Annotated in this window: 25 protein-coding genes; 11 read left to right on the forward strand and 14 right to left on the reverse strand. The window is 68.0% G+C overall.

All coding sequences use genetic code 11. From position 1 onward, the window contains the following. Window positions 1–10: 10 nt before the first annotated feature. From ACFQZV_RS10240 to ACFQZV_RS10260, 5 genes are read right to left on the reverse strand one after another with little or no spacing between them, the layout of a single operon-like run. Window positions 11–823, reverse strand: coding sequence for an HpcH/HpaI aldolase/citrate lyase family protein (locus ACFQZV_RS10240; RefSeq protein WP_378749196.1), 813 nt, complete (start codon window positions 821–823; stop codon window positions 11–13). Continuing rightward, a complete protein-coding gene (locus tag ACFQZV_RS10245) occupies window positions 820–1,329 on the reverse strand; it encodes a MaoC family dehydratase (RefSeq protein ID WP_378749198.1) in 510 nt (169 codons plus the stop codon). Before ACFQZV_RS10245 ends, ACFQZV_RS10240 begins: the two co-directional genes overlap by 4 nt. A gap of 4 nt (window positions 1,330–1,333) precedes the next feature. Next, the gene (locus tag ACFQZV_RS10250; protein ID WP_378749200.1) at window positions 1,334–2,485 is read right to left on the reverse strand and encodes an acyl-CoA dehydrogenase family protein; all 1,152 of its coding nucleotides are present in this window, start codon (window positions 2,483–2,485) and stop codon (window positions 1,334–1,336) included. Further along, window positions 2,482–4,497 carry an acetyl/propionyl/methylcrotonyl-CoA carboxylase subunit alpha gene (locus ACFQZV_RS10255; protein ID WP_378749202.1) on the reverse strand — a complete coding sequence of 672 codons (2,016 nt, stop codon included), beginning with the start codon at window positions 4,495–4,497 and terminating at the stop codon, window positions 2,482–2,484. The genes ACFQZV_RS10250 and ACFQZV_RS10255 overlap by 4 nt, the downstream gene beginning before the upstream one ends. Before the next feature lie 5 nt (window positions 4,498–4,502). Then, window positions 4,503–6,107, reverse strand: a complete 1,605-nt coding sequence (locus tag ACFQZV_RS10260) for a carboxyl transferase domain-containing protein (RefSeq protein WP_378749204.1) — start codon at window positions 6,105–6,107, stop codon at window positions 4,503–4,505. A 105-nt stretch (window positions 6,108–6,212) separates the two neighbouring features. On the opposite strand from ACFQZV_RS10260, the gene ACFQZV_RS10265 reads away from it, so the two are divergent. Next, on the forward strand, window positions 6,213–6,809 hold the full coding sequence (locus ACFQZV_RS10265) for an SACE_7040 family transcriptional regulator (RefSeq protein ID WP_378749206.1): 597 nt from the start codon (window positions 6,213–6,215) through the stop codon (window positions 6,807–6,809). A 49-nt stretch (window positions 6,810–6,858) separates the two neighbouring features. On the opposite strand, the gene ACFQZV_RS10270 is transcribed toward ACFQZV_RS10265, so the two are convergent. The 3 genes from ACFQZV_RS10270 to pdhA are packed head-to-tail and all read right to left on the reverse strand — an operon-like array spanning window position 6,859 to window position 10,360. Continuing rightward, window positions 6,859–8,226, reverse strand: coding sequence for a dihydrolipoamide acetyltransferase family protein (locus ACFQZV_RS10270; protein WP_378749208.1), 1,368 nt, complete (start codon window positions 8,224–8,226; stop codon window positions 6,859–6,861). Further along, window positions 8,223–9,233 (reverse strand): alpha-ketoacid dehydrogenase subunit beta, encoded by a 1,011-nt coding sequence (locus tag ACFQZV_RS10275; protein ID WP_378749210.1) that lies wholly within the window; start codon window positions 9,231–9,233, stop codon window positions 8,223–8,225. The genes ACFQZV_RS10270 and ACFQZV_RS10275 overlap by 4 nt, the downstream gene beginning before the upstream one ends. Beyond that, complete coding sequence (gene pdhA, locus ACFQZV_RS10280; RefSeq protein WP_378749213.1) at window positions 9,230–10,360, reverse strand: pyruvate dehydrogenase (acetyl-transferring) E1 component subunit alpha; 1,131 nt, start codon at window positions 10,358–10,360, stop codon at window positions 9,230–9,232. The genes ACFQZV_RS10275 and pdhA overlap by 4 nt, the downstream gene beginning before the upstream one ends. Window positions 10,361–10,523: 163 nt before the next feature. Between pdhA and ACFQZV_RS10285 the strand changes: the two genes are divergently transcribed. Then, entirely contained in the window at window positions 10,524–10,997 is a 474-nt protein-coding gene (locus tag ACFQZV_RS10285) for an Lrp/AsnC family transcriptional regulator (RefSeq protein ID WP_378749214.1), read from the forward strand. Here the strand turns inward: ACFQZV_RS10285 and ACFQZV_RS10290 are convergent. Further along, window positions 10,969–11,970, reverse strand: coding sequence for an EamA family transporter (locus ACFQZV_RS10290; RefSeq protein WP_378749216.1), 1,002 nt, complete (start codon window positions 11,968–11,970; stop codon window positions 10,969–10,971). The genes ACFQZV_RS10285 and ACFQZV_RS10290 overlap by 29 nt on opposite strands. A gap of 74 nt (window positions 11,971–12,044) precedes the next feature. On the opposite strand from ACFQZV_RS10290, the gene ACFQZV_RS10295 reads away from it, so the two are divergent. After that, window positions 12,045–12,599 (forward strand): CGNR zinc finger domain-containing protein, encoded by a 555-nt coding sequence (locus ACFQZV_RS10295; RefSeq protein WP_378749218.1) that lies wholly within the window; start codon window positions 12,045–12,047, stop codon window positions 12,597–12,599. On the opposite strand, the gene ACFQZV_RS10300 is transcribed toward ACFQZV_RS10295, so the two are convergent. Continuing rightward, window positions 12,559–13,458, reverse strand: coding sequence for an alpha/beta fold hydrolase (locus ACFQZV_RS10300; RefSeq protein WP_378749220.1), 900 nt, complete (start codon window positions 13,456–13,458; stop codon window positions 12,559–12,561). The genes ACFQZV_RS10295 and ACFQZV_RS10300 overlap by 41 nt on opposite strands. 79 nt (window positions 13,459–13,537) lie before the next feature. Between ACFQZV_RS10300 and ACFQZV_RS10305 the strand changes: the two genes are divergently transcribed. Beyond that, window positions 13,538–14,269, forward strand: a complete 732-nt coding sequence (locus tag ACFQZV_RS10305; protein WP_378749222.1) for an exonuclease domain-containing protein — start codon at window positions 13,538–13,540, stop codon at window positions 14,267–14,269. A gap of 43 nt (window positions 14,270–14,312) precedes the next feature. Here ACFQZV_RS10305 and ACFQZV_RS10310 read toward each other — a convergent pair whose 3' ends face one another. From ACFQZV_RS10310 to glgA, 3 genes are all read right to left on the reverse strand, one after another. Then, complete coding sequence (locus tag ACFQZV_RS10310) at window positions 14,313–14,561, reverse strand: type B 50S ribosomal protein L31 (RefSeq protein WP_378749224.1); 249 nt, start codon at window positions 14,559–14,561, stop codon at window positions 14,313–14,315. Window positions 14,562–14,684: 123 nt separating this feature from the next. Then, a complete protein-coding gene (locus tag ACFQZV_RS10315; protein ID WP_378749226.1) occupies window positions 14,685–15,470 on the reverse strand; it encodes an ABC transporter ATP-binding protein in 786 nt (261 codons plus the stop codon). A 9-nt stretch (window positions 15,471–15,479) separates the two neighbouring features. Further along, window positions 15,480–16,673 (reverse strand): glycogen synthase, encoded by a 1,194-nt coding sequence (glgA, locus tag ACFQZV_RS10320; protein WP_378749227.1) that lies wholly within the window; start codon window positions 16,671–16,673, stop codon window positions 15,480–15,482. A gap of 76 nt (window positions 16,674–16,749) precedes the next feature. Between glgA and ACFQZV_RS10325 the strand changes: the two genes are divergently transcribed. Genes ACFQZV_RS10325 through ACFQZV_RS10335 form a run of 3 tightly spaced genes read left to right on the forward strand, consistent with a single transcriptional unit; the run spans window position 16,750 to window position 19,369 of the window. After that, a complete protein-coding gene (locus tag ACFQZV_RS10325) occupies window positions 16,750–17,994 on the forward strand; it encodes a glucose-1-phosphate adenylyltransferase (protein ID WP_378749229.1) in 1,245 nt (414 codons plus the stop codon). A 19-nt stretch (window positions 17,995–18,013) separates the two neighbouring features. Beyond that, the gene (gene serB, locus ACFQZV_RS10330) at window positions 18,014–18,643 is read left to right on the forward strand and encodes a phosphoserine phosphatase SerB (protein ID WP_378749231.1); all 630 of its coding nucleotides are present in this window, start codon (window positions 18,014–18,016) and stop codon (window positions 18,641–18,643) included. Between the two features lie 33 nt (window positions 18,644–18,676). Beyond that, window positions 18,677–19,369, forward strand: coding sequence for an alpha/beta fold hydrolase (locus tag ACFQZV_RS10335; protein WP_378749233.1), 693 nt, complete (start codon window positions 18,677–18,679; stop codon window positions 19,367–19,369). 59 nt (window positions 19,370–19,428) lie between these two features. Here the strand turns inward: ACFQZV_RS10335 and fabG are convergent, their stop codons facing one another. Next, window positions 19,429–20,139 (reverse strand): 3-oxoacyl-ACP reductase FabG, encoded by a 711-nt coding sequence (gene fabG, locus ACFQZV_RS10340; protein ID WP_378749235.1) that lies wholly within the window; start codon window positions 20,137–20,139, stop codon window positions 19,429–19,431. A gap of 108 nt (window positions 20,140–20,247) precedes the next feature. Here fabG and ACFQZV_RS10345 point away from each other — a divergent pair, with 108 nt between their 5' ends. Genes ACFQZV_RS10345 through ACFQZV_RS10360 form a run of 4 tightly spaced genes read left to right on the forward strand, consistent with a single transcriptional unit; the run spans window position 20,248 to window position 22,203 of the window. Further along, entirely contained in the window at window positions 20,248–20,760 is a 513-nt protein-coding gene (locus tag ACFQZV_RS10345) for a DUF4190 domain-containing protein (protein WP_378749237.1), read from the forward strand. A 35-nt stretch (window positions 20,761–20,795) separates the two neighbouring features. Continuing rightward, entirely contained in the window at window positions 20,796–21,155 is a 360-nt protein-coding gene (locus ACFQZV_RS10350; protein WP_378749239.1) for a DUF3099 domain-containing protein, read from the forward strand. Continuing rightward, window positions 21,152–21,349 (forward strand): hypothetical protein, encoded by a 198-nt coding sequence (locus ACFQZV_RS10355; protein ID WP_378749241.1) that lies wholly within the window; start codon window positions 21,152–21,154, stop codon window positions 21,347–21,349. The genes ACFQZV_RS10350 and ACFQZV_RS10355 overlap by 4 nt, the downstream gene beginning before the upstream one ends. Continuing rightward, on the forward strand, window positions 21,346–22,203 hold the full coding sequence (locus ACFQZV_RS10360; protein ID WP_378749243.1) for an SURF1 family cytochrome oxidase biogenesis protein: 858 nt from the start codon (window positions 21,346–21,348) through the stop codon (window positions 22,201–22,203). Before ACFQZV_RS10355 ends, ACFQZV_RS10360 begins: the two co-directional genes overlap by 4 nt. Window positions 22,204–22,214: the final 11 nt, after the last annotated feature.

Here is a 22,214-nt window from a genome sequence, read left to right on the forward strand (position 1 = left end):
GCGTTCCGTCTCAGACCGCCGCGCGTCGCAGGAGCGCCCGCGCATGCCGCAGTACCGGCTCGTCCACCATGCGACCATCGAACGAGAAGACGCCTCGTTCGCCGTCTGCGCGCGCGAGCACCGCGCGCGCCCATGTCACGTCTGCGCCGGACGGACGGTAGGCATCACGTACGACCGCGACCTGATCGGGGTGGATGCACGCCGTCGCGGTGAACCCGGAGGCGACCGCGTCCGCCGCCTCGCGCGCGAGACCTTTGGCATCGGCGATGTCGAGATGCACGGCGTCGATCGCGCCGCGGCCGCGGGCTCCCGCTGCCAACAGCACGCGTTCGCGGGCGTACCGTGCGATGTCGCGGTAGCGTCCGTTCGGCTTTCGACTCGACGTTCCTCCCAGGGATGCCACGAGGTCCTCGGCGCCCCACATGAGCGCGACGACGTTGTCGAGCGCGGCGATCTTCTCCGCCTGCGAGACGCCCTTCGCCGTTTCACACAGCGCGATCACGTCGAATCGTGAGTCGAGCTTCGCGATCCGCTTCGGAGTCTCGGCCTTGGCCACCATGACCCGGCGGAAGTCGGTCTGCGACAACGTCGCCATATCGGCGATGTGCGCCTCGGTGTCGAGAGGATTGACCCGGACGATCACGCGTTCCGGGTCGAGGTCGCACTCGATGAGTGCGCCGCGTGCGGTGGCCTTGGCGGCGGGTGCGACTGCGTCCTCGAGGTCGAGGATCACCGCGTCCGCCCGTTCGTGGGCTTTCGCGAAGCGCTCGGGCCGGTCGGCCGGACAGAAAAGGATCGCGGGGCCGAGGTCGAATGCACTCACGACGAGACCTCCTGCTCGGCGAGGTCGGCCCGGCGATGGTCCTCGGAACTCCACCACATGAGCGCCACCCGGGTCGCGTGCGCGACGACGGTGCCGTCCTGGTTGCGGCCGGTGTGTCGCATCGTGACGATGCCCTGCCCGGGCCGCGATGACGATGCCCGCACGTCGACGATCTCGGTGTCGCAGTACAGCGTGTCGCCATGGAAGAGCGGGGCGGGAAAGGTGATGTCGCTCAGGCCCAACTGCGCGACGAGGGTACCCTGCGTGATTTGCGACACCGATGCGCCGACCATGGTCGCCAGAGTCCACATCGAGTTCATGAGGCGCTCGCCGAAGGGCTGCGTCGCCGAGAAGGCGGCGTCGAGATGGAGGGCTTGTGTGTTCATCGTGAGCGAGGAGAACAGCGTGTTGTCGGCCTCCGTCGCGGTGCGTCCGGGGCGATGCGCGTACCGCGCCCCGACCACGAGCTCGTCGACGTAGCGTCCGCGTTGCACGATATCGGTCACGAGATCACGCTATCCCGAGGGCGCGGGCGATCACGAGCAATTGCACTTCACTGGTGCCCTCGCCGATCTCCAAGATCTTCGAGTCGCGATAGTGGCGCGCGACGGGGAACTCATTCATGAATCCGTTGCCGCCGAAGATCTGCGTGGCATCGCGCGCGTTGTCCATCGCCGCATCGCTGGCGGTGAGCTTTGCGACGGCGGCTTCGGTCTTGAAGGGCCGGCCGGCGTCGCGCAAGCGGGCTGCGTGATGCCAGGCGAGGCGGGCGTTGTGCACCCGCTGGTGCATGCGCGCGATCATGAACTGGATGCTCTGGCGGGTCGCGAGCGCTTCGCCGAAGACGGTGCGGGCCGACGCGTACTCGATGGCTGCTTCGAGGCATCCCTCTGCCGCGCCGGTGGACAGCGCGGCGATCGCGATCCTTCCCTCGTCGAGGATGTGCAGGAAGTTCGCGAATCCACGACCCCGCTCGCCGAGCAGGTTGCCCTCGGGGACCCGCGCGCCGGTGAAGGTCAGCGGGTGCGTGTCGGAAGCGTGCCAACCGACCTTGTCGTACGCGGGCTCGACGGTGAAGCCCGGTGTGTCGTTGGGCACGATGATCGTCGAGATCTCTTTGCGTCCGTCGGTCTCCCCGGTCACCGCGGTGACGGTGACGAACCGTGTGATCGGGGTGCCGGAGTTCGTGATGAACTGCTTTGCTCCGTCGACGACCCACTCGCCCCCATCGAGGGTCGCGGTGGTGCGGGTCGCTCCCGCATCCGACCCTGCTTCGGGTTCTGTCAGACCGAACCCGGCGAGGCGCTCCCCGCTCAGCAGAGTCGGGAGGTACTCCTTCTTCTGCTCTTCGGTACCGAAGCGGAAGATGGGCATCGCCCCGAGGCTGACCCCCGCTTCGAGGGTGATCGCGATCGACTGGTCGACGCGGGCGAGCGCTTCGATCGCCAGACAGAGCGCGAAGTAGTCGCCGCCCTGCCCGCCGTATTCTTCGGGGAACGGGAGGCCGAACAGACCCATCTCGCCCATCTGACGGACCACGTCCATCGAGAGGGTCTTGGTGCGATCAGCCTCGTACGCCTGCGGCGCGACGACCTCGTCGGCGAAATCCCGCACCAAGCGCGCGAGCTCGCGCTCGTCATCGGTCAGGTTGCTGTGGTTCATCGGGGCTCCTCTTCACGGTTCGCGATCACCGCATCGTCGTCCGCGAGGACGTGGGCGATCACCTGGTCTCGGCTCACCTGCTCGCCGACGGCGATCTCGAGCCGCACGATTCCTCCGTGGGGTGCGGTCACGGGGTGTTCCATCTTCATCGCCTCGATGGTGACGATGCGGGCGCCCGCATCGACGGCGGCGCCGTCGTCGACGTGCACGGCCACGACGGCGCCGGGCATCGGCGCCATCAGCTCCGGCGCCGATGCAGCGGTGGCGCGTTCCCGCGCCGCCAGTCGACGTTCCATCGCCTGACGGCGCGTGAGCGGTACGAGATGGTGGGCAGTTCCGTCGACGTGCACCCACACACCGTCCTCGCCGGCGACGAGCTCGAATCCGGCATCGGCTGCGCGTGAAGCATCCGCCCCCGGCACGGCCACCGTACGGACCGTCCCGTCATCGAGCAGGACGGAGAACTCCCGTTCCTGCGGTGGGCCCCCCGCGCGCCACCCCGACCCCGCAGCCCACAGCGCCGACGCACCGAGACGCCCGGCGCCGACGGGGGCCCCGAAGGGCTCGACGGGGGGCGCGACGGCGACCACCTGGGCCAAGACCTGCATACGAGGCTCGGGGGCGGTGAAGGGCGGAAGTCGGTCGATGAATCCCGTGTCGACCTCGGCGGCCTGCACCGCGGGCTCTGCCAGGAGGCTCCGCAGGAAGGCGATGTTCGTGTCGACGCCGAGGACGACGGTCTCGGCGAGTGCATCGTCCAGGTGTGCCAGCGCACTCGGACGGTCCTCTCCCCACGCGATGACCTTCGCGATCATCGGGTCGTAGTCCGCGGTGATCGTCGAGCCCGATTCGATCGCAGAATCCGCTCGCGCCCGGCGCGGAGCACCCCAGCGCACGACATCTCCGGTGGCCGGGAGGAATCCCCGCTCGGGACTCTCGGCGTACACGCGCGCCTCGATCGCGTGCCCGTCCAGACGGATGCCCTCCTGTGTGAGCTCCAGAGGCAGGCCCGCGGCGATTCGAAGCTGCTGTTCGACGAGGTCCACGCCGGTGACGAGCTCGGTAACCGGGTGCTCGACCTGGAGGCGGGTGTTCATCTCGATGAAGAAGAACTCGTCCGGGCGGTCGCCTGCCACGAGGAACTCCACCGTTCCGGCCCCGAGATAGTCCACGGATGCCGCAGCCGCGCACGCGGCGGCGCCCAGCCGTTCGCGGGTCCGGGAGTCGACCACGTCAGATGGCGCCTCTTCGATGACCTTCTGATGTCGGCGCTGCAGCGTGCATTCACGCTCGCCGAGGTGGATGACCGTGCCGTGCGCGTCGGCGAGCACCTGCACCTCGATATGGCGCGGCGCCTCGATGAGTCGCTCCAGCAGCAGCGTGTCGTCGCCGAAGGCCGCCCGAGCGACACGGCGCGCGGTCTCGAGGGCCTCGGACAAGTCTGCGGCGCTGCGAACGACCTGCATGCCTTTGCCGCCGCCGCCGGCGGAGGGCTTGATCAGGAGCGGATACCCGGCGTCATCGGCCGCACGGGCGATCTCGGCATACGACATCCCGGCGGCGCTGAATCCCGGCACCGTCGGGACGCCGTGGTCGGCGACGTGCTCTTTCGCACGGATCTTGTCAGCCATGACGTCGAGGGCCCGCTCCCCCGGACCGATGAACGCGACGCCGGCCGCCCGACAGGCGCGCGCGAAGGCGACGTTCTCAGAGAGGAACCCGTAACCGGGGTGGACGGCGCGCGCCCCGATGACCTCGACGGCACGCATCACCGCGTCGATGTCGAGATACGACGCGGATGCCGCGGCCGGTCCGATTCTCACCGCCTGGTCGGCTTCGTGCACATGCGGTGCCGCGGCATCCGCGTCGCTGTACACGGCCACGGAGGGGATGCCGAGGGTCTTGAGGGTACGGATCACGCGGCGCGCGATCTCGCCACGATTGGCGACGAGAACCGGTCCGAGGCGGTCGGTCCAGGTGACCTCGGAGGATGCGGAAGACGGAGAATTCATCGGGCTCACATCCGGAAGATGCCGAAGCGCGTGTCGGGCAGGGGCGTGCGAGAGACGACGTCGAGCGCGAGCCCCAGCAGGTCGCGGGTGTCGGCAGGATCGATCACACCGTCGTCCCACAGTCGGGCGGTGGCGTAGTACGGATCTCCCTGAGTCTCATACTGCTCGCGGATCGGAGCTTCGAAGGCCGACTGGTCTTCGGCCGACCATCCCTCACCGCGCGCCTCGAGCTGGTCGCGCTTGACCGTGGAGAGCACGGACGCCGCCTGCGGGCCTCCCATGACAGAGATGCGGCTGGCCGGCCACGTCCAGAGGAACCGCGGCGAGTAGGCGCGCCCGCACATGGAGTAGTTTCCCGCGCCGAACGAGCCACCGATGACCACGGTGATCTTCGGCACGCGGGTCGTTGCGACGGCGGTGACCATCTTCGCTCCGGCACGGGCGATGCCGCCGGCTTCGGCATCGCGGCCGACCATGAACCCCGAGATGTTCTGGAGGAACAGCAGCGGCACGCCACGCTGATCGCACAGTTCGATGAAATGCGCGCCCTTCTGTGCGGATTCGCTGAACAGCACACCGTTGTTCGCGACGATCCCGACGGGATTGCCGTGGATGCGCGCGAAACCGGTGACGAGGGTGTCGCCGTACTCGCGTTTGAACTCGTGGAAGTCGCTCCCGTCGACGAGTCGCGCGATGACTTCGCGCACGTCGTAAGGCTGATTGACATCGACGGGGACGACGCCGTAGAGGTCGTCGGGGTCGACGACCGGTTCGCGCGTCGCGGCGACGTCCCACACGGGCGCGGCGGGTAACGGCAGCGTCGCGACGATGTCCCGGACGATCTCGAGCGCGTGCTCATCGTCATCGGCGAGGTGGTCCACGACCCCCGACCGTCGCGCGTGCAGGTCACCCCCTCCGAGTTCCTCGGCGGTGACGACCTCGCCGATCGCCGCTTTCACCAGCGGCGGCCCGCCGAGGAAGATCGTGCCCTGGTCGCGCACGATGACCGTCTCATCGCTCATCGCGGGAACGTAGGCGCCGCCGGCGGTGCACGATCCCATGACGGCGGCGATCTGCGGGATCCCTTCCGCCGACATCCGCGCCTGGTTGTAGAAGATGCGGCCGAAATGCTCTCTGTCGGGGAAGACCTCGTCCTGCAGAGGAAGGAACGCTCCGCCGGAGTCGACAAGATACACGCAGGCCAGGCGGTTCTCGAGCGCGATCTCCTGTGCGCGGAGGTGCTTCTTGACCGTCATCGGATAGTAGGTGCCGCCCTTGACGGTCGCGTCGTTGCAGACGACCATCACATGTCGCCCGTGTACCAGCCCGATGCCGGCGATCACCCCTGCTCCGGCAGCGCCACCGTCATAGAGTCCGTCGGCGGCCAGCGGCGCGATCTCGATGAAGGGACTGCCCTCGTCCAAGAGCCGCGTTACGCGGTCCCGCGGGAGGAGTTTGCCGCGCGCGAGGTGACGCTCGCGTGCGGATTCGGGCCCGCCGAGGGCGGCGCGCGCGAGTCGATCGCGCAGGTCACGGGACAAAGCCGCCTGCGCCTCGCGCGTGCGCGAGAACGCATCGTCGTGCGTTATCGAAGTCGCAAGGGTGCTCATGTCATCTCCGTCGACGTCACGATCGGGTCACGCTTTCGTGTCCGCGAATCCGAATCTGGTTAGTGTTCACTAACTGAGGACTCAGGTTAGCGAGGATTAACTGGAATGACAAGTGGGACGACCGAACGCGAGCGCGCCAAAGCAGATCGCCAATCCGCACTCGTCGCCGAAGCCGCGCGCCTGTTCGCCGAGCGGGGGTACAGCGGAGTGAGCCTGGAAGAACTCGGTGCCGCCGTCGGAGTCAGCGGCCCCGCGGTGTACCGGCACTTCGCCAACAAGCAGGCTCTGCTCGGCCGCATCCTCGTCACCGTCAGCGAGCGCCTCCTCGCCGGCGGCCGCAGCGTGCTGGCCACCGCGTCCAGCCCCCGCGGGTGCCTGGAATCGCTCGTCTACTTCCACGTCGATTTCGCGCTCGCCGATGCCGACGTCATCCGCGTGCAGGACCGCGATCTCGCCAGCTTGAGCGACGACGACCGTCACACGGTGCGGCGTCTGCAACGCGAATACGTCGACCTGTGGATCGGCGTGCTCGCCGACCTGCACCCCGAGCGCGACGAACCCGATCTGCGTGTGCGCGCGCACGCCTGCTTCGGGCTGATCAACTCGACCGCGCACAGCGTGCGCGGCGGACGGCAGCTTCCCGACGGCGCGGTCGTGCGCGGCATCCTCGCAGACATGGCACAGGCCGCACTCACGGTGTGACGCCGAGGGGTGACCACGACGACCGCCCGTCGAAACGACTGACGCGCCCTCACCCGAAGAGCATCACTCGCCCCGGTTCGCGCATGATGTCGCCGACGTCGCGCAGGAATTTCGAACCCTGCTCACCGTCGACCAGGCGGTGATCGAATGACAGCGCGAGCGTGATGACATCACGCAGGGCGATATCACCGTGATACTCCCACGGCTGCTTCCGCACGGCGCCCACGGCCAGGATGCCGGCCTCTCCCGGATTGAGGATCGGCGTTCCGGCATCCACACCGAAGACTCCGACGTTCGTGATCGAGAACGTGCCACCCGACATGTCGGCGGGCGAGGTTCGGCCGGCTCGCGCCGTAGCGGCGAGGTCGCCGATCGCGTCGGCCAGCTCGGGCAGCGTCATCTCCTGCGCCTCGCGGATGTTCGGCACGACGAGGCCGCGTTGTGTGGCCGCGGCGATCCCGAGGTTGACGTAGTGGTGGGTGACGATCTCGCCGGCATCGGCATCCCACGCGGAGTTGAGTTCGGGATGCCGACGCAACGCGAGACACACGGCCTTGGCCGCTACGGCGAGGATGCCGATGCGGTGATCCTGCAACGACCGATCGGCTCTGAACGAGGCCAGCAGCTCCGTCGTCGCGGTGACGTCGACGGTGAGGAACGTCGTGACGTGAGGCGCGGTGAAGGCGCTGCGCACCATCGCCTCCGCGGTGTGTTTGCGCACCCCGCGGATCGCCGCACGTGTCTCCCGTTCATCGGAAGTCACCTCGCGATGCGGGGCGGGCTCGGGTGCGGCTGAGGCGGTGTCGCCGGTCACGCCGACCCGCTCTGCGTACGCTTCGACATCGGCGCGTGTGATGATGCCCGCCGCACCGGAGGCCTCGACAAGGGCCAGGTCGATGCCGAGCTGCTTCGCGTAGGCACGCACCGGTGGGGTCGAACGCGGGCGTTCGGGCGGCGTGTCCGTCGCGTCGTGTTCGACGGCGTGAAGGGCATCGTGGGGCGCCGCTTCGAGCACCGCCGTATCCACCTCTGCGGTGCGCGCGGCCGTTCCGCGGCGACGGCGTTGCGGGCGCGCGCTCGAGCGTGGTGCGGCGCCGTACCCGACCAGATTCGGTCGATTCTCCTCGTCATCGGCCGCCGCGCCGTTCTCATCCGCTGGATCCTGCGCCGCGGAATCATCGCCCAGCCGGAACGAGACGAAGACGGATCCGACCTCCACGACGTCGCCGGCCGCGGCGTGCAGCTTGGCGATGACACCGGCATGCGGCGACGGCAACTCGACGACCGCCTTCGCGGTCTCCACCTCGGCGATCGTCTGGTTCAGCGCGACCTCGTCGCCTTCATCGACGAGCCATTGGACGAGTTCGGCTTCGGGGAGCCCCTCCCCGAGATCGGGCAAACGGAAGTCTTCGATCACAGCTGCACCCCCGCCATGCTGTTGGGGCGATCCATGACCCGATCGACGGCGTCGAGGATGCGGTCGAGGTCGGGCACGTGGTGCTTTTCGAGCTTCGCCGGCGGATAGGGGATGTCGTGGCCCGTGACGCGCGCGGGCGCCGCTTCGAGGTAGTTGAAGCACCGCTCGGTCACGTTCGCGACCAACTCGGCACCGACCCCCGCCTCCCGTGCCGCCTCGTGCGTGACGACCACCCGCCCGGTCTTGCGCACCGAAGCGGTGACCGTCCGATAGTCCACCGGAGAGATCGAGCGCAGGTCGATCACTTCGATCGACACGCCGTCGTCCTCAGCGGCGGTTGCCGCATCCATCGCCACGGCAACCTGCGCGCCATAGGTGAGCAGCGTGACGTCCGTCCCCTCCCTGGCGACCCGCGCCAGTCCCATCGGGGGCGCGTCGGCGAGATCGGCATCGAGTTCGACCTCCCCCTTGCCGTGATAGAGCCGCTTGGGCTCGAAGTACACCACGGGGTCATCACTGGCGATCGCCTGTCGCAGCATGACGTACGCGTCCTGCGGGTTCGATACGGCCACGACACGCAGGCCCGAGGTGTGGACGAAGTACGCCTCCGGCGACTCCGAGTGATGCTCGGCGGCGCCGACACCACCGGCCCACGGGATGCGGATCGTGATCGGCATCCGGACATTGCCGCGCGTGCGATAGTGCAGCTTCGCGACCTGACAGACGATCTGGTCGAACGCGGGATACACGAACCCGTCGAATTGAATCTCGACCACCGGGCGATATCCGCGGAAGGCGAGCCCGACGGCGGTGCCCATGATGCCTGCCTCGGCCAAGGGCGTATCGATCACGCGCTGGGCCCCGTAGGTGTCCAGCAGGCCGTCGGTGATACGGAAGACGCCGCCGAGCTTGCCGATGTCCTCGCCCATCACGAGCACCTTCGGGTCGTCGGCCATCGCCCGGTGAAGCCCGGCGTTGATGGCCTTGGCCATGGTGAGCTGCGTCATCGTGCGTCCTCCTCGCCCTCGAAGCCGTCGAGATACGCCTGGAACCAGGCGCGTTCTTCGTCGATGCCGGTGTGGGGTTCGGCGTAGACGTCGTCGAGCACCTCGATAGCCGGCCGGGTGACGGCGCCCAGCGCCGCGGAGCGGACGGCGGCCCCCAGACGGTCGGCCGCGTCGGCGACGGACGCCGCGAACTCGTCGTCGAAGGCACCCTCGGAGCGAAGCAACGCCTCGACGCGCGCGATCGGGTCACGGCGCCGCCAGAACTCCACTTCATCCTTGTCGCGATAGCGGGTGGGGTCATCGGAGGTGGTGTGAGGACCGATCCGATAGGTCACCGCCTCGATGAACGACGGGCCGTCGCCGCGGCGCGCACGATCCGTCGCCCACCGCATCGCGGCCAGACACGCCAGCACGTCGTTGCCGTCGACACGCATGCTCGGGATGCCGAACCCGGGCGCACGTCCTGCGATCGGGAATTTCGCCTGGACGGCGACGGGTTCGGAGATCGCCCACTGGTTGTTCGAACAGACGAAGATCGCCGGAGCACCGAACGAGGATGCGAACACCATCGCTTCGTTGACATCACCCTGGCTCGACGCCCCATCGCCGAAGTAGGTCGCGGCCACCTGGTCGGTGCCGTCCCGCTGGATCCCCATCGCGTAGCCGACCGCGTGCAACGTCTGTGCGCCGATGATGATTTGTGGAGTCGCAGTATTGATGGCGTACGGGTCGTACGTCGAATGAACCTCGCCGCGCCACGCCAGGACGAAATCCTGAGGCTGAGCGCCGCGAACGTGGCAGACTCCGGTTTCGCGGTAGCTCGGGAAGGCGAAGTCGTCGGGACGCAGTGCGCGCGCCGTGCCGATCTGCGTCGCCTCCTGTCCCTGACATGGGGCCCACAGGCCCAGTTGCCCCTGGCGTTGCAGAGCGACGCCTTCGGTGTCGATCCGGCGGACGAGCATCATGTCGCGGTAGAGATCACGCAACATCGATGCGTCGACGTCGGTGACCCACCGCTCGAGCTCTGCATCGTCGACCCGCGAGCCGTCGGAATCGATCAGTCGTGCGACGTCGTCGATGTCGGTGTCGACATCGGCGGTCGGAGTGAGAGTGTGCGTCATCGTCATCCCTCCTCGGGAGGAGCCCTTGTGGGGCGCTCCGTCGTTTAGGTCGGCCTCGTCGCCGATGTGGCCGACGATACGTCGCAAGCGCACCTAGCTCAAGCATTCCCCCTGCACTTGAGCATGTTGCGCAACATCGGGTCGAGCCGACCTGCTAGCGTTTCGCACTATGACCTCACTCGATCGCGTGGATCTGGAGTTGCTCGCGGCCTTGTCGACCGACCCTCGCGCGACGGTCGTCGCGTTGGCCGATCGGCTGGGGCTGTCACGGAACACCGTGCAGGCACGTATGGCCCGACTCGACCGCACGGGCGCGTTCCTGTCGTACGAGCGTGCCATCTCGACATCGGCGCTCGGGTTCCCGATCGAGGCGTTCATCAGCGTGGTCGTGCGCCAAGCGGAGCTTCCCCGTATCACCGAAGAGATGAAGGGTCTGCCCGAGATCGTCTACGCCTACGGCCTCAGCGGGCCCGTCGATCTGCTCGTCCGCGTCGCGTGCCGCGACACCCAGCACCTCTTCGACACCGACGCCCGGATCCTTGCGATCGTCGGCGTGGAGCGCACGGAAACGTCGCTGGTCATGGAGGAGGTCATCTCGCACCGTGTGACCACGCTCATGGAGCTGGCGCGGCGGGAAGGCTAGCGGCCTCCCCGCGCGGGCTTCCCGGCGAGTCCGCTTCGGATCGCACAAGGACCACACCGACGAGCAGCACGGCACCACCGACCAATTGAATCGGCGCGGGCACCTCGCCCAGGAACAGCCATGCGAAGGCCAGCGCGAAGAGCACTTCGGACAGACCGACGAATGAGGCGACGCGCGATCCGATCCGCGGCACCGCCATCACCCCGAACGCGTAGCCGAGTGTCGTCGCCACGGCGGCCACCCAGAGCAACGGGACGAACCACGCCACCTGAACTCCCGCGAGCTCGACGGAGACCATCGGGGCGGCGAAGGGCAGCACTCCGATCAGCATCAAGCCGCCGATGACCGCTGCTCCCGTCAGGAGTCCACCGGCAGCCAGGGCGAGCGGCGGTATCTCGTCGCCCGCCCGGGCCGAGAGCACGAAGAAGGCAACGGTGCACACCGCAGCGGCGAGCCCGAAGACGGTGCCCAGCAGGTCGAAGCGCGCCCCGGAGATGTCGACGACCAACACGAGTCCGATGAGTGCCACGGCCGACCCCGTGAGCACGATCGGCGACGGTGCCCGCCTGGTGCGGAACCACACGAACCCGACGAGCAGCACCGGCGCGAGATACTGCAGCAGCAAGGCGACGGCGACCGGCATGCGCGACATCGCCGAGAAGTAGAAGAGCTGGATGCCGGCGACGGCCACGACGCCGAAGCCGACGACGAACAGTCCGTGTCGGTGCAAGAAGCCGGGGCTGCGTCGCAGCACTCGGATGAGCGCGGGCGAAAGGACCAGCCCTGCGATGGCCATGCGCACGAGGAGGGCGGCGCCGACCGACCATCCGGCTTCGATGAGCGGCTTGACGAACGGGCCACTGGAGGCGAACGCGAGGGCGGAGGTCAGCGCCATGATGAGCCCCGACATCGAGCGCGTCGCCGGAACGGCGGTCTCGCGAACGATCGGCAGGGGTGCAGTCGACAGGCTCATGGCGGCATCCGGTTGTCAGGAGTGAACAGTTGTTACGCTGGTGACACTACTGCTCGCATCTGTCAGGAGTCAATGTGGTCTTCATTCATGACACCACGCAAGCCCTCAACGCCGCCGTCCACCTCGTCAACACACTCTCCGGGCAGGGCAGGGACGACACGCTCGCAACCACCTCCGACCTCGCCGCCTACCTCTCCGAGCACCCCTACACCGGCGCTCTCACCGGCGACGCGACCGAGCTCGCCGCAGTCCGCGACGTGCGGCTCCGCCTGGCCGAGCTCTGGCACACCGACCGCACCGGCGCCGTACCGATCGTCAACGACATGCTGCGCGACGGAGAAGCACTCCCCCGCCTGGTGATCCACGACGATTACGACTGGCACATCCACGCCACCACCGACGAAGCACCGCTGGCCCTGCGCATCATGGTCGAAGTGGCGATGGCCTTCGTCGACGTCATCCGTGCCGACGAGTACGGCCGCATCCGCGTCTGCTCAGCCGACGACTGCGACGCGGTGTACGTGGACTTCTCGCGCAACGGCTCGAAGCGCTACTGCGACATCGGCAACTGCGGAAACCGCATGAACGTCATCGCGTATCGCGAGCGGAAGGCGCAAGAAAACGACTGATGGCCTCCGCCGCCGCGGCGGGCGTCTCATAGTGGATCAGGTGACCGACATCGGGGATCTCCACCAGCCGCGCACACGAGAACGCCGCCGCCAGGCGTCGCTCGGCCTCGATCGGCGTGATGTCATCACGCTCCGCCGCGATGAGGAGCGTCGGCGTGCCGATCGACGGCGCGAACTCGCTCACGTCATGGGACACACTGGCGACGAAGGCTTCGCGAAGCACATCGCGGTCGGCGAACCTCGAGAAATACGCGTCGTGCTGATCGTGAACGAAGCGCCGCAGATCGGGATCCTTCGTCTTCGCCATCGCCGCACTCATGATGCGCACGATCACCCCGTTGCGCAGCAGCCCGTCACCGAGGCGCGCGGGGAGTTTCGCACCGGCCCAGTAGTAGAAGACCGCCAAACGGGTCAGCACACCCCTGGGCCCTTCGAGAGCGGGCGCTCCGATCGGATTGACGAGGATCAGCTGCGGAGTGTGAAGCCCTCCCGCGACCGCCGCAGAGGTGACGATCGAGCCGAACGAGTGCCCGAGGATCACCGCACCGGGTGCGACCGCTGCGACGAATCCGGTGAGCCACTCGGCGTACGCGTCCAGGTCATGGGCCCGGCCGGGGATCGGCGGAGTCTCGCCGAAACCCGGCAGATCAGGCGAGAGGACGCGGACGTCCGATAGATGGGCGACAACGGGTTCGAGGCCATGGTGTTCCCCGCGAAAGCCGTGCACCGCGACGATCGTGGAGGCCGCGTCCTCGGAACCGTACACCCAGTACGCGGTGCTCGCACCCAGGACGTCGACGTCCCGTCGCTCGACCTCGACGGCGGCGAGCTTTTCTGAGTAGGGGTTCGCAACGGCCACCCGTGAAGTCTACGGAGTGGCGGCAGGTCTACGGAGTGGCTGCGCGGCGATGTCGGACCCTCGCTCTACCGTGAGCGACATGCTTCCTCCGCACGCCGAGCCGCTCGCTCTGTTCGACCGCCCTGCATGGTCGGAGCTCGTCGGAGTATTCGATCTCGAGACGACCGGGGTCGACGTCTCACGCGACCGCATCGTGACCGCCCACGTCGGCCTGCTCGATGCCTCCGGTGCGGTCGTCAGTGCGCGTGACTGGTTGGCCGATCCCGGCGTCGACATTCCCGACGGCGCGGCCGCGATCCACGGTGTGTCGACCGCCTACGCTCGCGCGCACGGCACCTCCGCCTCGCAGGTGGTCGCCGAGGTCGTCGCCACTCTGCGCGGAATGCTCGACAACGGGATTCCTGTTGCGGCATACAACGCCGCGTACGACTTCTCACTCCTCAAACACGAAGCGGTCCGTCATGGCGTGACGCCCATCGACGACCCCTCGCCGATCATCGATCCGTTGGTCCTCGACAAGCGCTACGACCGGTACCGGCCCGGAAAGAGGACGCTCGAGGTCGTCGCCCGCCACTACGCCGTGCGACTGGACAGCGCCCATGAAGCAGCCTCGGACGCGGTGGCGGCAGGCCGTGTTGCCCAGGCCCTCGCAGAACGCTACGCCGCGTGGCTGCCGCCGACCGCTCACGAGCTGCACACGCGACAGGTGGGATGGGCACGCGCGCAGGCCGACAGCCTGACGGAGTACTTCGTCCGCATCGGCCGGCTCGACCCCGACGATCACCTCGACGGCACCTGGCCTGTCCGCTGAGACGACGAAAGCCCCGCCGAAGCGGGGCTTTCGTCGCGGCGCGTTACTTGCCGAAGTTCTTGAAGCGCTGGTTGAACTTCTCGACGCGACCGGCCGAGTCCATGATGCGCTGCTTGCCCGTGTAGAACGGGTGCGATGCGGACGAGATCTCCACGTCGATGACGGGGTACTCGACGCCGTCGAGCTCGATCGTCTTGTCGCTGGACACCGTCGAGCGCGTGAGGAAGGTCTCACCGGTTCCGAGGTCACGGAACACGACGGCCTGGTAATCGGGGTGAATGTCAGTCTTCATGAAAGTCCTTTGAGGGATGGCGTCCCTGCTGAGAACCAGGGACCAGGGTCCGCGGTGCGAGTGCACCAAGGAGCGAGTCTACCATCGATGCCGACTCCCCGAAGCCGCTGACGGCCGGACGGCTCAGACGTCGGCACGGGCGGCGTAGCGGCCGCTCTCGTGATCGAGCGCGATCGGCACTCCGAATGTTTCGGTGAGGGCCGCAGCGGTGAGCGTCTGCCCGATCGGTCCCGCGGCGACGGGACGCCCGTCGCGCAACAAGAGCACGTGGGTGAATCCGACCGGGATCTCTTCGACATGGTGGGTCACCATCACCATCGCGGGCGTCGTGGGCGCGGATGCATAGCCGCTCAGCAGCAGGAGAAGTTCTTCACGGGCGCCGAGATCGAGGCTGGCCGTGGGCTCGTCGAGCAGGAGAAGCTCGGGGTCGGTCATGACCGCACGGGCGATCTGGACTCGCTTCTGTTCACCGTCACTCAGCGTCCCGAAGGTACGGTCGGCGAGGTGGTCGAGTTTCCACTCCGCGAGCACCCGCAAGGCACGACGCTCGTCGATGTCTTCGTAATCCTCGCGCCACCGACCCATGACCGCGAACGCGGCCGTCAACACGACGTCGAGCACGGTCTCCTCCGGCGGTACGCGCCGAGCCATCGCCGAGGAGGCGAACCCGATCCGCGGGCGGATCTCGAACACATCGGTGCGGCCGAGTTCTTCGCCGAGGATCGTGACGGTGCCGCTGGTCGGATGCATGAGCGTGTCGGCGAGTTGCAGCACCGTCGTCTTGCCGGCACCGTTCGGCCCGAGGATCACCCACCGTTCGTCATCGGCGACCGACCAGTCGAGGTGGTCGACGATGTTGCGGGAGTTTCGGCGGACGACGACGTCGGAGAACTCGAGCACCTGCGGCATGCGCCCAGCCTACTCGGACGCGCGCACGACCTCGGCGTAAAGCCGCTCGGTCCGTTCCGCGATCGACCCCCAACTGAAGTCTTCGACGGCCCGCGCGCGGCCGGCGCGACCGTACTGCGCCGCGCGCGCGGGGTCCGAGACCACTTCCGTGAGGGTGGCGGCGAGATCCGCCACGAAGCGATCGGGGTCGGTCGGGGTGCCTGTGCCGTCCTGCACCTGATCGATCGGCACCAGCCGCCCGGTCACGCCGTCGACGACGACCTCGGGGATGCCGCCGGTCGCCGTTCCCACGACGGCGGCGCCACATGCCATCGCTTCCAGGTTGACGATCCCCAGCGGTTCGTAAACCGAGGGGCACACGAATGTGGTGGCCGCGGTCAGCACCGTCGACAGCTCGTGTCTCGACAGCATCCGATCGATCCAGACCACGCCGTCGCGCGTCGCCTGCAGCCCACGCACGAGCCCCTCGACCTCCTCGAGGATCTGCGGGGTGTCGGGTGCGCCGGCACACAGCACGACCTGCACATCTGCGGGAAGCTGCGCCGCCGCGCGCAGAAAGTACGGCAAGCCCTTCTGGCGCGTGATCCGCCCGACGAACACCACCGATGGGCGCGAGGCATCGACCCCCAGCGCCGCAAGGGTCTCGGGGTCGTCGACAGGATGCCACGCCTCGGTGTCGATGCCGTTGTAGATCACGTGCACCTTGTCGGGATCCAGCGACGGGTAGCTGCGGAGGATGTCCGCCCGCATCCCACCGCTGACGGCCACGACGGCCGCCGCGGACTCGTACGCGGTCTTCTCGATGTAGCTCGACACCGCGTATCCCCCACCGAGCTGTTCGGCCTTCCAGGGGCGCAGCGGCTCGAGCGAGTGCGCGGTGATGATGTGGGGGATCCCGTGCAGCAGCGATGCGATGTGTCCGGCGAAGTTCGCGTACCAGGTGTGGCTGTGCACGACGTCGGCACCGGCGACGTCGCCGACGATCTCGAGGTCGGTGCCGAGCGTCTGCACCGCAGCGTTGGCGTCGCTCAGCTCGGCCGGAACGCTGTAGGAGGTCGTCCCGGCTTCGTCGCGATCGGCCCCGAACGCACGCACGCGCACCTCGATCGAGCGCCGAAGTGCCGCGACGAGCTCGGTCACGTGGACCCCGGCACCGCCATAGATCTCGGGTGGGTACTCCTTGGTGACGATGTCGACGCGCATGGCACGAAACCTAGTACACGTGACGACCTTGTGACACCTGCTGTACGGGCGACGGCCGCGGCCCTAGGGTGGGGGCATGCCTGCAGTACCGAAGGTTTTCGGAATCATCCTCGCGGGGGGCGAGGGCAAGCGTCTGATGCCGCTCACAGCGGACAGAGCGAAGCCGGCCGTCCCCTTCGGTGGTCAATACCGCCTCATCGACTTCGCCATCTCCAATCTCATCAATTCGGGGCTACGTCAGATCGTCGTGCTGACGCAGTACAAGTCGCACAGCCTCGACCGCCACATCTCGCAGACGTGGCGCATGTCGGCGCTGTTGGATTCGTACGTCGCGTCCGTCCCGGCCCAGCAGCGTCTCGGCAAACGCTGGTTCTCCGGATCGGCCGACGCCATCCTGCAGAGCCTCAACCTGATCAACGACGAGAAGCCCGACATCGTCATCGTGATCGGCGCAGACCACGTCTACCGGATGGACTTCCGGCAGATGCTCGCGGCGCACATCGAGTCGGGCGCGCGGGCGACGGTCGCCGGCATCCGACAGCCGATCTCGCTGGCGAACCAATTCGGCGTCATCGACGTCGAGCCCGAGGACCCGGCGCGTATCCGCGAATTCCTCGAGAAGCCGGTCGACGCCACAGGTCTCGCCGATTCGCCGAGCGAAGTCCTCGCGTCGATGGGCAATTACATCTTCGACACGGACGCGCTCATCGAAGCGGTCGAGGCCGATGGGGAGTTCACGACCTCCAACCACGACATGGGGGGTGACATCATCCCCTACTTCGTGGGGCGAGGCGAGGCGGGCGTTTACGACATGAAGCTCAACGACGTTCCGGGTTCCACCGATCGCGACCGGTACTACTGGCGCGACGTCGGAACGATCGACTCGTTCTTCGACGCCCACCAGGACCTCATCTCGACGCTGCCGATCTTCAACCTGTACAACATGCAGTGGCCGATCCATTCGCAGGCGGTGAACTCGCCTCCGGCGAAGTTCGTTCGGGATGCGGTGGGCCGCATCGGCAACGCGATCGATTCGGTCGTCTCGCTCGGGTCTGTCCTTTCGGGTACGCACCTCGAGCGCAGCGTCGTCGGTCCGTGGACGCTGGCCGGGGGCGGATCGACCATCACCGACTCGGTGCTGTTCGACCACGTGAACGTCGGGGCGGGTGCGCGTGTGCATCGCGCGATCCTCGACAAGAACGTCGTGCTCGAGGACGGTGCGACCATCGGTGTGGATCGCGAGCGCGACATCACCCGCGGGTTCACGATCACCGACTCGGGGATCACCGTGGTCGGAAAGGGCGTCCGCGTCGAACGCTGAGCGCCGCTAGCGTGGGAGCATGCCGCGCTTCCTCGTCGTGCTCGACGCCGATTCCACCCTTCTTCGCAACGAGGTCATCGAACTCATCGCCGATGAAGCCGGCCGTGGTCCCGAGGTGGCTGCTGCCACCGAGGCGGCCATGCGCGGCGAGGTCGACTTCGCGGAGAGTCTGCGCAGTCGCGTCGAAGCCCTCCGGGGTGTTCCGCTCTCGGCACTCACGCGGGTCCTGGCCAGGGTCGAACCGACACCGGGTGCCGCGGAGCTGATCGCCGCCGTGCATGCGCGCGACGGTCGAGTGGCCGTCGTGTCCGGTGGCTTCCACGAGATCCTCGACACCGTGGCTCCGCGCCTCGGCGTCGACGTGTGGCGCGCCAATCGACTGGCGGCACCATCGGGCGTGCTCTCGGGCGAGGTGGACGGCGACATCGTCGACGCCGCAGCCAAGGCACGCTCGCTGACGGAGTGGGCAGACGAGCTGGCCGTGCCGGTGTCTCGGACGATTGCGGTCGGCGACGGCGCGAACGACCTCCGGATGATGGCGACCGCCGGTCTCGGCGTCGCCTTCAACGCGAAGCCCGCCGTCCGCGCGCAGGCCGACGTCGTCGTCGAGCGCGTGGATCTGCGCGAGGTCATCCCCCTGCTCCCCTGATGGATGTCGGATGCCGGGAGTACTCTCCCGCGCATGGACATCATTCTCGTCCCCGGGCTGTGGCTAGATGCGGACTCGTGGCGCGATGTCACCCCGGTGCTCGAAGCGGCCGGTCATCGCCCGCACCCGATGACGATGCCCGGCACAGGTGGCACGCAGTCCGACACGCGCGACATCGGTATGAGCGACTGGGTCGCCGCGGTCACCGCCGAGATCGACCGTTTGGATGCCCCGGTGGCCCTGGTGGGTCACAGCGGCGGAGGCAACGTCGCGTGGGCTGCAGCCGCCTCACGACCAGAGAGTGTGTCCCGGGTGGTGTTCGTCGACACCGTCCCACCGCCGCCAGGAGGTGCCGTATCGGAGTTCGACGTGGTGGACGGGGTGGTCCCCTTCCCCGGATGGGAGACGTTCGATGCTGACGACGTCGCCGATCTCGACGCGCCGACGCGAGCGCGCACCGCTATCGAGGTCCGAAGCGTTCCTGCGCGCGTCCCGACGGATCCCCTCACCCTCGACGATCCGCGCAGATTCGGCATCCCCGTCACGATCCTTTCGGGCGGTATGGACGAGGTCACGTTCCGCGCCGCCATCGCGCACTGGGGAGCCTATGGAGACGAGTTCTCGAAGATCTCGGATTCCGAAGTCGTGCGGCTGGGCACAGGGCACTGGCCGCAGTTCTCCCAGCCGGTCGCGCTGGGTGTCGCCATTGCGGCGGCCGTTCGCTGAGTGAGCCCCGCGGCATCGCGGCTGCGCGTCCGACCGCGCCTCGAGGACATGCGCTTCGCTCAGTGGCCCATGCCGAGGCCACCGTCGACGGGGATGACCGCGCCGGAGATGTAGGCGGCGTCGTCGGAGGCTAGCCATGTGACCACGCCCGCGACCTCATCCGCCGTGGCGAAACGTCCCGCGGGGATGTTCTTTTTGTACTCGGCCTGGGTCTCATCGGCCAGTTCGGCAGTCATGTCCGTCTCGATGAAGCCGGGGGCGACGACGTTCGCGGTAATCCCCCGCCCTCCCAACTCCCGCGTGAGCGAACGGGCGAACCCGACCAGTGCGCTCTTGGACGCGGCGTAGTTGATCTGACCGGCAGACCCGTACAACCCGACCACGGACGAGATGAGGATCACGCGCCCCCAACGGGCCCGCAGCATCCCCTTCGCGGCGCGCTTGACGACGCGGAAGGCGCCGCCGAGGTTCGTCGCGACGACCGAGTCGAAGTCGTCCTCGGTCATGCGCAGCAGGAGGGTGTCCTTCGTGATGCCCGCGTTGGCCACGACGATCTCGACGGGGCCCCACTGCTGCTCGACCTCGGTGAGGGCGGCGTCCACGGACGCGGCGTCGGTGACGTCGGCGCGCACGGTGAGGGTTCCCTCGGGGCCCTCACCGGAGCGTGCGGTCACCGCGACGCGGTACCCCTCGCTCACGAAACGCTGGGCGATGGCGCGGCCGATGCCACGATTTCCGCCGGTGACGAGGACGACGCGTTCGGTGGACATATGAGCTCCTGCAGGATGACGGACGATCTGTTTCAGCCTATCGGCGAGTTGTTTGACAGTGCTGCGGTGCCCTGTAACGCTGTACGGGCACCGACGAAAGGCACGCGCGTGACCACTCCCGAGAACCCCTCGCCCCACGAGCCGAACGGGCAGGGAGCGGCACCCTCGTCACCGCCCCACACCGGCGTGACTCCCCCGCCACCGGCACCGCCGTACGCCGCGTATCCCACCCCGACCGCTCCGCCGGCGGGAGCGGGAAACTACCCGCCCCCTCCGAGCTACGGTGGCTACCCTCAACCCCCACAGGCCGGGTACGCGCAGCAGCCCGCGGGCTACGGCTACGGGTACCCCCAACCGCGCACCAACGTTCTCGCCGTCATCTCGATGATCGCCAGCATCGTGGGCGCCGTGTGGATCATCCCGTTCTTCGGGTCGCTCGCCGGCGCGATCATGGGACACATCGCCCTGCGCCAGGTCGCCCGCACGGGAGAGAAGGGCCGCGGCATGGCGCTCGCCGGCGTGCTCGTGGGCTGGATCGGCCTCGGCCTCCTGGTGTTGCTGATCCTCGCATTCGTCCTGTTCGCACTGGCCGCGGCGAGCACGTCCGGTAGCTACACCTGAGCGCGGGCGCGGCGACCGGCGTAAACTGGAAAGCCGTGAAGAACCCGCCAGATCGCCCGTCGGCGACGACGCTCCCGTCGTCGCCGCATGATGACGCGAGCCGGCGATCGCGTCGCTATCTCGTCATGATGGCGATCCGCATCCTGTGCTTCATCCTGATGATCGTCATCACCCCCTACGGGTGGTACACGTGGGCGTTCGCCGCCGGGGCGGTCTTCCTCCCGTACATCGCGGTCGTCGTCGCCAACAACGGAGATCCGTCCCGCGACACGGTTCGCGAGGCGCCCGAGAAGGCGATCACCGCATCGGCGCCCGAGACGCCGGTGGCCCGTCCCACGGTGATCCGCGTCAGCGAGACGCGCCCGCTCGACGACCCGAAGGCCCCACACTCGTGACGGGACACACCTGTTCGCGCGCAGGGTGCCGCCGCGACGCGACCTGGCGCATCGACTGGCGCAACCCCAAGATCCACGATGCTGCGCGTCGCAAGACCTGGATCGCGTGCGACGACCACGTCGACTACCTTCGCGACTTCCTCGCGGCGCGTTCGTTCCCGCTCGAGGTCGGCCCCCTGGAGGTTTCCGCGTGAGCGCCCCCGCGCGCCCCGGATTGCGGTGGGCCGGCTACGTCGCTTTCGCGATCGTCTTCGCCATCGCCTGCGCGTTCCTTGCCAACTGGCAGTTCTCCCGCAACGCCGACCGCTCGGCCCAGCTGGCGCTGGTCGAGGCGAATTACGATGCGCCCGCCGTCCCCCTCGCAGAGCTGATCCCGAACGGCGGGGAGTTCTCAGCATCCGACGAATGGCATCCCGTCGAACTCACCGGAAGCTACCTCGCCGACGAGCAGCTGCTCGTGCGGAATCGTCCGCACGGCGGAACAGCCGCCTTCGAGGTGCTCGTACCGTTCCAGCTCGACGACGGACGGGTCCTGATCGTCGATCGTGGATGGGTACCCCCCGCCGCCGACGGACCCTTGCCGGCGAGTATCCCGGCGCCGCCCGAGGGCGAATCGACCGTGGTGGTTCGGCTCCGTCCGGGTGAGGCGCTTCCCTCCTCGGGCCGCACCGGCGACGAGGGTCAGGTTCCCACGATCAACCTGCCCTTCGTCGCCGACAGCGTGAGCACCGATGTCTCGGACGCCGTGATCACCAGCGCCTACGGCATCCTCGTCTCCGAAGACCCCGCCCCCGCAACCGTCCCCGGCGCGTTGGCCGTGCCGTCCGAAGACCCCGGGCCGCACCTGTCGTATGCGATCCAGTGGATCCTCTTCGCGATCATGGGGTTCATCTTCATCGGGTACATCATCCGCACCGAACGCAAGTATCGCCGTGAGGATGCCGAAGACGCCCAGCAGGCCGGCGTCCCCCGCGCGCCGTCGCGTCCGCGGCGCCGTGACAGAGACGCCGAGGACGAAGACGCCCTGCTCGACGCGGCCCTGCGCTGACTTCGGAGCGG

Source organism: Microbacterium koreense, from assembly GCF_042677105.1.
Classification (GTDB): domain Bacteria; phylum Actinomycetota; class Actinomycetes; order Actinomycetales; family Microbacteriaceae; genus Microbacterium; species Microbacterium koreense.

Coding starts and splice junctions, on each gene's coding strand:
- ACFQZV_RS10250 (WP_378749200.1), bottom strand. CDS start 2,485: ATGAACCACAGCAACCTGACCGATGACGAGCGCGAGCTCGCGCGCTTG.
- glgA (WP_378749227.1), bottom strand. CDS start 16,673: ATGCGCGTCGACATCGTCACCAAGGAGTACCCACCCGAGATCTATGGC.
- serB (WP_378749231.1), top strand. CDS start 18,014: ATGCCGCGCTTCCTCGTCGTGCTCGACGCCGATTCCACCCTTCTTCGC.
- ACFQZV_RS10255 (WP_378749202.1), bottom strand. CDS start 4,497: ATGAATTCTCCGTCTTCCGCATCCTCCGAGGTCACCTGGACCGACCGC.
- ACFQZV_RS10290 (WP_378749216.1), bottom strand. CDS start 11,970: ATGAGCCTGTCGACTGCACCCCTGCCGATCGTTCGCGAGACCGCCGTT.
- ACFQZV_RS10335 (WP_378749233.1), top strand. CDS start 18,677: ATGGACATCATTCTCGTCCCCGGGCTGTGGCTAGATGCGGACTCGTGG.
- ACFQZV_RS10310 (WP_378749224.1), bottom strand. CDS start 14,561: ATGAAGACTGACATTCACCCCGATTACCAGGCCGTCGTGTTCCGTGAC.
- ACFQZV_RS10275 (WP_378749210.1), bottom strand. CDS start 9,233: ATGACGCAGCTCACCATGGCCAAGGCCATCAACGCCGGGCTTCACCGG.
- ACFQZV_RS10260 (WP_378749204.1), bottom strand. CDS start 6,107: ATGAGCACCCTTGCGACTTCGATAACGCACGACGATGCGTTCTCGCGC.
- ACFQZV_RS10265 (WP_378749206.1), top strand. CDS start 6,213: ATGACAAGTGGGACGACCGAACGCGAGCGCGCCAAAGCAGATCGCCAA.
- ACFQZV_RS10325 (WP_378749229.1), top strand. CDS start 16,750: ATGCCTGCAGTACCGAAGGTTTTCGGAATCATCCTCGCGGGGGGCGAG.
- pdhA (WP_378749213.1), bottom strand. CDS start 10,360: ATGACGATGACGCACACTCTCACTCCGACCGCCGATGTCGACACCGAC.
- ACFQZV_RS10315 (WP_378749226.1), bottom strand. CDS start 15,470: ATGCCGCAGGTGCTCGAGTTCTCCGACGTCGTCGTCCGCCGAAACTCC.
- ACFQZV_RS10285 (WP_378749214.1), top strand. CDS start 10,524: ATGACCTCACTCGATCGCGTGGATCTGGAGTTGCTCGCGGCCTTGTCG.
- ACFQZV_RS10305 (WP_378749222.1), top strand. CDS start 13,538: ATGCTTCCTCCGCACGCCGAGCCGCTCGCTCTGTTCGACCGCCCTGCA.
- fabG (WP_378749235.1), bottom strand. CDS start 20,139: ATGTCCACCGAACGCGTCGTCCTCGTCACCGGCGGAAATCGTGGCATC.